Annotated in this window: 9 protein-coding genes; 1 reads left to right on the top strand and 8 read right to left on the bottom strand. The window is 67.0% G+C overall.

Features of this window, described 5'->3' with window-relative positions:
* From ACLB9X_RS27650 to ACLB9X_RS27660, 3 genes are read right to left on the bottom strand one after another with little or no spacing between them, the layout of a single operon-like run.
* On the bottom strand, window positions 1-444 hold the full coding sequence (locus ACLB9X_RS27650; protein WP_410363132.1) for a DUF6302 family protein: 444 nt from the start codon (window positions 442-444) through the stop codon (window positions 1-3).
* Window positions 441-920 carry a DUF6415 family natural product biosynthesis protein gene (locus ACLB9X_RS27655; protein ID WP_410363133.1) on the bottom strand — a complete coding sequence of 160 codons (480 nt, stop codon included), beginning with the start codon at window positions 918-920 and terminating at the stop codon, window positions 441-443. Before ACLB9X_RS27655 ends, ACLB9X_RS27650 begins: the two co-directional genes overlap by 4 nt.
* Window positions 920-1,516, bottom strand: a complete 597-nt coding sequence (locus ACLB9X_RS27660) for a hypothetical protein (protein WP_410363134.1) — start codon at window positions 1,514-1,516, stop codon at window positions 920-922. Before ACLB9X_RS27660 ends, ACLB9X_RS27655 begins: the two co-directional genes overlap by 1 nt.
* Window positions 1,517-1,645: 129 nt before the next feature.
* Here ACLB9X_RS27660 and ACLB9X_RS27665 point away from each other — a divergent pair, with 129 nt between their 5' ends.
* Window positions 1,646-2,890 (top strand): helix-turn-helix domain-containing protein, encoded by a 1,245-nt coding sequence (locus tag ACLB9X_RS27665; protein ID WP_410363135.1) that lies wholly within the window; start codon window positions 1,646-1,648, stop codon window positions 2,888-2,890.
* Between the two features lie 4 nt (window positions 2,891-2,894).
* On the opposite strand, the gene cutA is transcribed toward ACLB9X_RS27665, so the two are convergent.
* The 5 genes from cutA to ACLB9X_RS27690 form a co-directional block, all read right to left on the bottom strand.
* On the bottom strand, window positions 2,895-3,230 hold the full coding sequence (gene cutA, locus ACLB9X_RS27670; protein WP_410363136.1) for a divalent-cation tolerance protein CutA: 336 nt from the start codon (window positions 3,228-3,230) through the stop codon (window positions 2,895-2,897).
* A gap of 87 nt (window positions 3,231-3,317) precedes the next feature.
* Entirely contained in the window at window positions 3,318-3,701 is a 384-nt protein-coding gene (locus tag ACLB9X_RS27675) for a toxin Doc (RefSeq protein WP_410363137.1), read from the bottom strand.
* 3 nt (window positions 3,702-3,704) lie between these two features.
* Window positions 3,705-3,941, bottom strand: coding sequence for an antitoxin MazE7 (locus tag ACLB9X_RS27680; RefSeq protein WP_410363138.1), 237 nt, complete (start codon window positions 3,939-3,941; stop codon window positions 3,705-3,707).
* Window positions 3,942-3,982: 41 nt separating this feature from the next.
* Entirely contained in the window at window positions 3,983-5,293 is a 1,311-nt protein-coding gene (locus ACLB9X_RS27685; RefSeq protein ID WP_410363139.1) for a hypothetical protein, read from the bottom strand.
* A 22-nt stretch (window positions 5,294-5,315) separates the two neighbouring features.
* The gene (locus ACLB9X_RS27690; RefSeq protein WP_410363140.1) at window positions 5,316-6,320 is read right to left on the bottom strand and encodes a hypothetical protein; all 1,005 of its coding nucleotides are present in this window, start codon (window positions 6,318-6,320) and stop codon (window positions 5,316-5,318) included.
* Window positions 6,321-6,821 lie beyond the last annotated feature (501 nt).

Here is a 6,821-nt window from a genome sequence, read left to right on the forward strand (position 1 = left end):
CTACGAAGCCGTGGGGGAACAGCTGAGAACGGCCGGAGAGGGCGTCAGTGAGCGGCCGGGGGCCGCAGGGGCGTGCAGTCCGTAAAAATTCAGGCGCTGAGATTCGTCATCCCAGGTAACGGGCGGTCGGTCCCCCCACGCGACGCCCCACGAGGCGACGGGGGAGCACAGCCAGCCGACGCGCAGCGCGGGGAAGCCGTTGTACGACTTGAGGGCGTCCCGGACGGCCAGGGCGAGGGCCATGCTGTCGGTGGGGAAGCAGCCGCCCCGCCGAGTACCGCCAGCGGGTACGGCCAGGAACGGCATGCGGAACACCCGGATGGCGACGCTGCGCGACAACAGTTCCTCGTCGCCGAGTCGAGCCCGGAAGTAGTCGTAGTCGTAGGCCTCGCCGGGGGGAAGGACGGCGATGCTCGGGGTCTCCAGCCGACTCGCGGTGCTCATGCGGACTCCTCGTCGGGCAGGAGCAGCTCCAGAAGGCTCTCTGCCGTGAGGGCGAGTCGGCGAAGGAACGCGAGGGGGGTGACTCCCGCTGCGGGCTCTGCCTGGCGGAGCGTTCGGGCACGTTCGACGAGTGGGTCCCTCTCCTCAGCGGTGCCCGACTGACGTTCCAGCACGTGGTCGACGAGGATCATGAGGTTGCCGCGGAATCGCTCCGTGAGCTCCAGGACCTCGTCATCCCGAGGCATGGGCCCGCCGCCCAGGACCGCGTCCAGGTCGTCATACGCGGCGTCGACCGGGAGACCAGCCCGGAGCCGTTCCAAGAGCCGTTCGAGGTCTTCCCGCTGGTGCGGCGGCGTCCAGTCCCGCACGCCGCGCACCTTCTTACCGGTTCGGTCAGGAACCCGGGTCTCGAGCGTCGGGTGGCTAGCAGTGGGGCACATGGGGTGCCTTCCTTCGGGACCGGTGGGAGTGGCCATCACGCACACACCGTCACGGCGGGGTATGGCCGTACGTGGGCTACGAAGCTGAAGTGGTCGAGGAGCCAGTGCAGGGTCTTCTCGTACGGCTCGTCCGCGGGTGAGACCGCTGTACGGTCGATGGTCACGAGACCCTGGGCGAAGCCGCCGCGGAGGGTTCGGAGGGCCTTGGGCCACTCCTCGCGCGTCCAGGGGGGCGTGTCTGCGGCCTCGTCGACGAACCGGCCAACCACGTGCCAGCCGCGCTCGTGGGAGTACCTCTCCGCCAGCGTGAGGGCGGGCGCAGGGTCCTGTCCGGCCGGCGCCGTGGCGTACAGCACGACTTTGAAGGGGGCGCCGGGCTTTGTGATGGCCGTGTCCACCGCCGTACGGCGGAGTCGGCCGAGGCGGGCGTGCTGATTCGCCGGGATGCGAGGCTGCTCGGTGACGTCCCACCACGAGTCGTCGATGCCGCCTTCCAGCTCACCCGGCATCGGTATGACAGGAATGCTGTCAAGGAAGGCAGTGATCCGCTGCGCCAGGCTGAGCCGGCCCAAGTCGGCTCGGCTGAGAGCATGCGGGCTCTCGGAGACGAGTGCCTTACGGATCGTGGTCATGGACTCACCGTTTCGCGAGTCCGAATGCTCTGCCAGGGGAAATCAGAGGGGGAAAAATCTGTCAAGGGGGAAACTGGCGGGGGAAGTTGGGGCCATGATTGGTTTCCACCCGAGGACGAGGTCACACTCATGGCAACGGACGAGTTCGCTGAGCTGCTCCTCCGGCTCCGTAAGGACGCCGGGCGGACGCAGGAGGAGCAGGCAGCCGCGATCAACGCGGTCTCAGGCCGGGACACCATGACCCGGCGGGAGATCAACCGCTACGAACACGGCGAGAACATCCCGACGAACCACACGCTCGCGCATATCGCGGTGGCTTGCGGCTTATCCCCTGAAGACCTACAGCGGGAGGCCACAGCCGCCCGCGCCAGGCGCAGGAAGAGCGCCCGGCCTGAAGGGGAGGACCAGGACGACGTGAAACGCCGCACGCTGCTTGGAGGTGCCGTCGTTGGTGCAGCCGCCGCTACCGAGCCGTGGGAACGCCTCGCGCACGCCCTCAGCAGGGGAAAGGAGATCGACGCGAAATCAGCTGCCACCCTTGTCGATCGCGCCTCTGCCCTTCACGTAAGAGAGGGCCACCTGACCGCTCGGGAACTGCAGAGCGAAGTTGAGTCACACCTCGACGCGATCACGGCCGCGCTACCGCGATCTGGCCAGAACGAACGAGCATTGACGATCGCGGCCGGAGAAACCGCAGCCTTGGCCGGATGGGTGGCATGGGACCTAGGAGACCAAGCTCGGGCCCACGCCTACTACGAGGTCACCACGGACTGCGCGAAGGACACTGGCCACGCGCCCCTGCGGGCCCTAGCGCTGGCCTACGCGAGCTACGGGGCAGCTACTCCTGAAAAGGCTGCGGCGCTGCTGGCCCAAGCCGCCAAGGATGTGCGAGGCCCAGGCAACGCGGCCGCCGCCGCCTGGATCTACGGCAGGCTTGCGGAAGAGGCTGCGAGCGCCGGCGATGACAAAAACGCCCTCCGCGCCCTGGACCGGGCCCGCTTCGCCTACGACTTCGCCGATCACACCAACGAGCAGGCATGGGTGCGCTTCGTGACCCCCTACCGAATGGATTCCCTGGCGCTGTCCGTGTACGGACAGCTCGGGAGGCAGGAACTGGCCGAGACCGCGGACCAGGCAGTTAACAGACTGGGCAGGGAACTGCCAGACTCAGGCGTTGTGGTTCTTGGCGACCTGGCGACTGCGCTGCTGCGCGGAGGCGACGTGGACCAAGGCGTCTACGTGTCACGTCAGTTCGCCGCAGCGAGCGAGGCTCGCCCCACCACCATGGGGCGAGCACGCGCCCAAGCCGTCGCAGCGCAGCTTCCGGGCAGCGAGCGTGAACTCGCAAGGCATCTTCAGCAGTTCGCAGCGTGAGGGGTCACTCGCCGGACTGCGACGAGGACTCTTCGACGACCCACTTCAGATAGGCCTCGGAACCACCGGCCACCGGAAGAGTGATCCATTCAGGAACCTCGTAGCTGTGCTGCTGGGCAACCCAGGCCTCCAGCTCCGGAAGTCGGTCTGTGGTCGTCTTGTACGAGATCCGCCACTCCTGAGCGGTCTCGATGGCGCCCTTCCACCTGTACACCGCGGTGAACGGCTGGTCGATGTGGGCGCAGGCGGCCAACCGGCCCTCGACCGCACCGCGGGCGAGGGCCTTCGCCTGCTCCTCGTCATCGATGGTCGTCTGCGCAATCACGATCTCGCTGGCCATGCAACTGCCCTTCCAGGTCGGTGAAGTTCGACACTATCCAGCAGCCTTCGAGTTTTCGAAACGCGTGGTGGCGAGAGGGAAACGGGTTCAGGGGGTCCGCAGGGAGCGGAGCCGGTCAGCAATGCCATACGAGTCGAGTTGCAGGGCGCGGATGTCGGCGATCAGCTCGCGCCACACCTCGAACTTCGTGTCGACCCGCTCCCCATGCATCTCCAAGTAGGCGATGGCCAGGCCGTAGCCGAACAGCTCGTTTCTGGACGGGAGGGGGCGGAGGACCACGCACTCCTCCAGGAAGACCGCGGCTCGCCAGTACGCGTCAGGGTGGTGCTGGTCGTGGCGGGGTGGGTCGACCTTGTGGCGGGCGGACATGCCGACGAGGACGGAGAAGTCGTTGACGCTGAGGTCGTCCGGGAGGAGTTCCTCCTGTCGTTCCAGGATCCACCGATGGTCGACGAAGTACTCGGCTGGCACAGGTCAGGCCGCCCGCGGCGCGTGCTTGACCGTCGGGGCGCCGAACTCGGCGTCGAATGCGGCGAGGGTCGCCGGGTCGCTGGTCACGCGGCGGAAGGTCTGGGCACCCGTTGCCAGCGCGTGCTCGCGCTGCTTCTCCTCGGCTACCCGCGCGAGGTAGGTGTCCAGCGGGAGCCCAGCTTCGTCCGCGAGGGACTGCAGGGTCGCCCTGGTGGTGTCGTCGATCTCGATGCCAGCCATGTGTCGAGTATGCCGCGCCAGAGCATGCCAGGGCTACCTACTCACGAAATAGGCTCTGACCTGCTCTTTTGCGTCCCGGTGGCCGCGGCCTGGCCCTCGAAATCGCCCCAGAGCGGGACGGCGTCGAGCGGGTCGTCCCTGCTGGTGTCGATCGTGCCGTCGGGCCGGTTGTAGATGTCGTCGGCGAGGGTGGAGTCCGCGTGCCAGTCGCCGGCCGTGTTGCGCTCGGAGAGCGGGACCAGGGCTTCGGCCATGTCGGTGTTCGGGCCCGCGCGCAGGCTGTGGGAGGTGACCTTGAGGCCGTTGATCAGGGCGACGCCGGCGGCGGCCGCGCGCGCCTGCACCATCTCGTTGACGGCTCGGCCGGTGAGGAACAGGCCCCGCACGGTGGCGTTCTTTCGGCGCTTGAGGTTGCCCTTGGTGGTCAGGGCCCGGAAGAGCGGCTTGGTCGGCAGGTAGGCCGGTTCGCCGTCCGTGGGGTTCTGGTCGTGCTCGGTGGGCTCGCGCAGCTCGCGGAGATCGGCGAGCCAGGCCCGTACGCGGGCGACGATCCGCAGGTCGGCGCGGTCGCGGATGAAGCGCCACCGGCCCTTGCCATTGCGGCGCGTCTTGCTCTTCGCGGTCCACACCCACACGCCGTCGGTGTCCACCCGGACCTGCTTGACCAGCAGGTTCGTGACCTCGATGGAGCGGTAGAGCATCCCGTACTGCAGGACGAGCATGGCCGCGTCACGGCGCCCGATCCGGGTGGTCTCGTCGATTTTGGCGAGGACCTTGACGAGGTACTTCAGGGTGAGGCCGGCGGACTGTTCCTTCTCTCCTCCGGCCGGGATGTACTCCTCCAGCCGGTAGTCCTCGATCATCTCGCGGACGAGGGAGGCGTCCGGCCGCTCCCCCTTCGGGTACCAGGAGACGATCCGGGAGCAGTAGGCGAGCAGGCTGTCCGGGCTGTACTTGCTGCCGTCCGGCTTCCCCGTCTCCATGAGGTGGCCGAAGTACGCGGCGACGTTCGCCGTCGTGGTGGTGGGTTGGGCGATCCGGCGCTCCTTCACGCACCACTGCTCGAAGCGGGTGCGCGTGGAGTCTCGGTTGACCCGGGTGTTGCGGGCGCCGCGCTCGGTGATCCGCTTCTTCACGCTGGGCGGGACGTAGATGTCCTTGTTGGTGAAGGGCGGTTCCTCGTCGGCGCGCGGCGGCAACTCCCCATCGGTGAGGATCGTGTGGCGGGTGATGCGGTAGCGGGCCGGGGCGCCGGCCGGGGCTGCGGGCAAGAGTCGTTCGTCGTCGTCGACGATCTCAGCCTCGTAGACGATGCCATCAGGGTCGGTCGCTTGGGTCGCTGTCGTGGTCACCGTGGTCGCTCCTGAACGTCTTTCACCGCGATTCCTCCGTGGTAGAGGCGCTACGCCACTCGATGCACCGTCGGCACACACCACCGTCGTTCTCACCGGGAACGTAGCGGTCAGCGCAGCCGGAACATGTGGCCACTGCATTGAAGGCCTCACCGCAGCCGAAGCAGAGGGTCGCAAGGTCTCCGGGCGCGTCGGCGACGAGCGTGCAGCCGACCAGCAGACCCAGTTGATGACAGTTGGGGCAGACCTCCGAGACGTCATCAGGTTCCACGCCGTGAAGCAGGACGTAATAGATGAGGAGGTCTCCTGGGTCACGCCATGTGGTGTGGCAGAAGCGGCACGACAGCTTTACCCAGCCCTCACCGACGACCAAGGCCCACTCGCTGCAGTCGGGGCACTGCACGGTACGAGGCTTGTGGTCGTCCAGCTCGCTGGACAGGCGTTTGCGTCGCGTGTCGCTGAACGCCTGCATCCTCCGGACGCTTGAGCGAATGATGTAGAGCTGTTTGTCGAGCTCATCTGCTTCCGACTTGGGCAGAGCTGGCAGGAGGTGGTCGTGCACGAACGCGACCAGGAAGTCGAGGACTTGGGCGGCGCGTGCCTCGACGGCCCTGGCCTGTGTCTTGAGACCGTAGTGCTGGATCGCGTTCCGCCACTTGGACAGGATGGCCAGGCTCTTGGCCGACTTGTCGTCGACGGCTACGCCGGCGATGTCCTTCAGGCGGGCAAGGGCCGCAGCGGTGGTGCAGCTCTCAAAGTCGCCGACCTCGAATCTCTGGCGGGTGGCGAGTCCGGGGTCCTTGAAGACCAGGCTCCAGTGCTCCTGTTGCAGGCGGGCCTTGAGGAGGACTTCGGTGGCGGCCTGGAGATGCAGGACGGCGTACTTCAGGTTCCGAGGTGTGGGATGGCCCAGCTTAAAGCAGGCGCTGTTGAGGTAGTCGACGCCGTTCTGCACCGGCGGGAAGTCGAGATCGTGCGCAGGCGGCGCCGTAGTCTTCTGCGTCTCGTAGACGCGGGGGCCGGGCACGGCCCTTTCTTCGTTTCCTTTGCTAACGGTCAATGTTCGAACCCTTGCTGAAGCGGGGTTTCCTGACTAACCCTCAGTACCTCGTATTCTTCCACGAATAGGAGGTAAGAATGCACTAACCATGGACGTTAACCCGATCGGGGGTGTACGGGGCAGCCCGAAGCTCCCTGTGGCTCCCTGGCGGCCGAACCTGCCGACTCGCACCCGATCACACCAGGGGAGTCGCGAACGGCGCTCTCAGGGGCTTTTCTGGGGGGCACCCTTCGCGGCGTTTTGGTGATTTCTAGCCCGTTTGGCCTAGTTGTTCCTCGCGAAGGCGGGGGCGGGGAAGGGCGCTGCCAGGGAACGCCAGAGGGCGCACCGTCCCCGGCACGCTCTACTGATTCCCAATGTGGTTGTCAATGCCTGACTCGTGACTGGCTGTGGCCACCTCAGCCGAGGCTGACAGCGCGAAGGGGCGGGCTGCTCTCGAAGGGACGACCGTCGCGTAGGAGTGCCCAC

This window comes from Streptomyces sp. 5K101, assembly GCF_046506645.1.
Classification (GTDB): domain Bacteria; phylum Actinomycetota; class Actinomycetes; order Streptomycetales; family Streptomycetaceae; genus Streptomyces.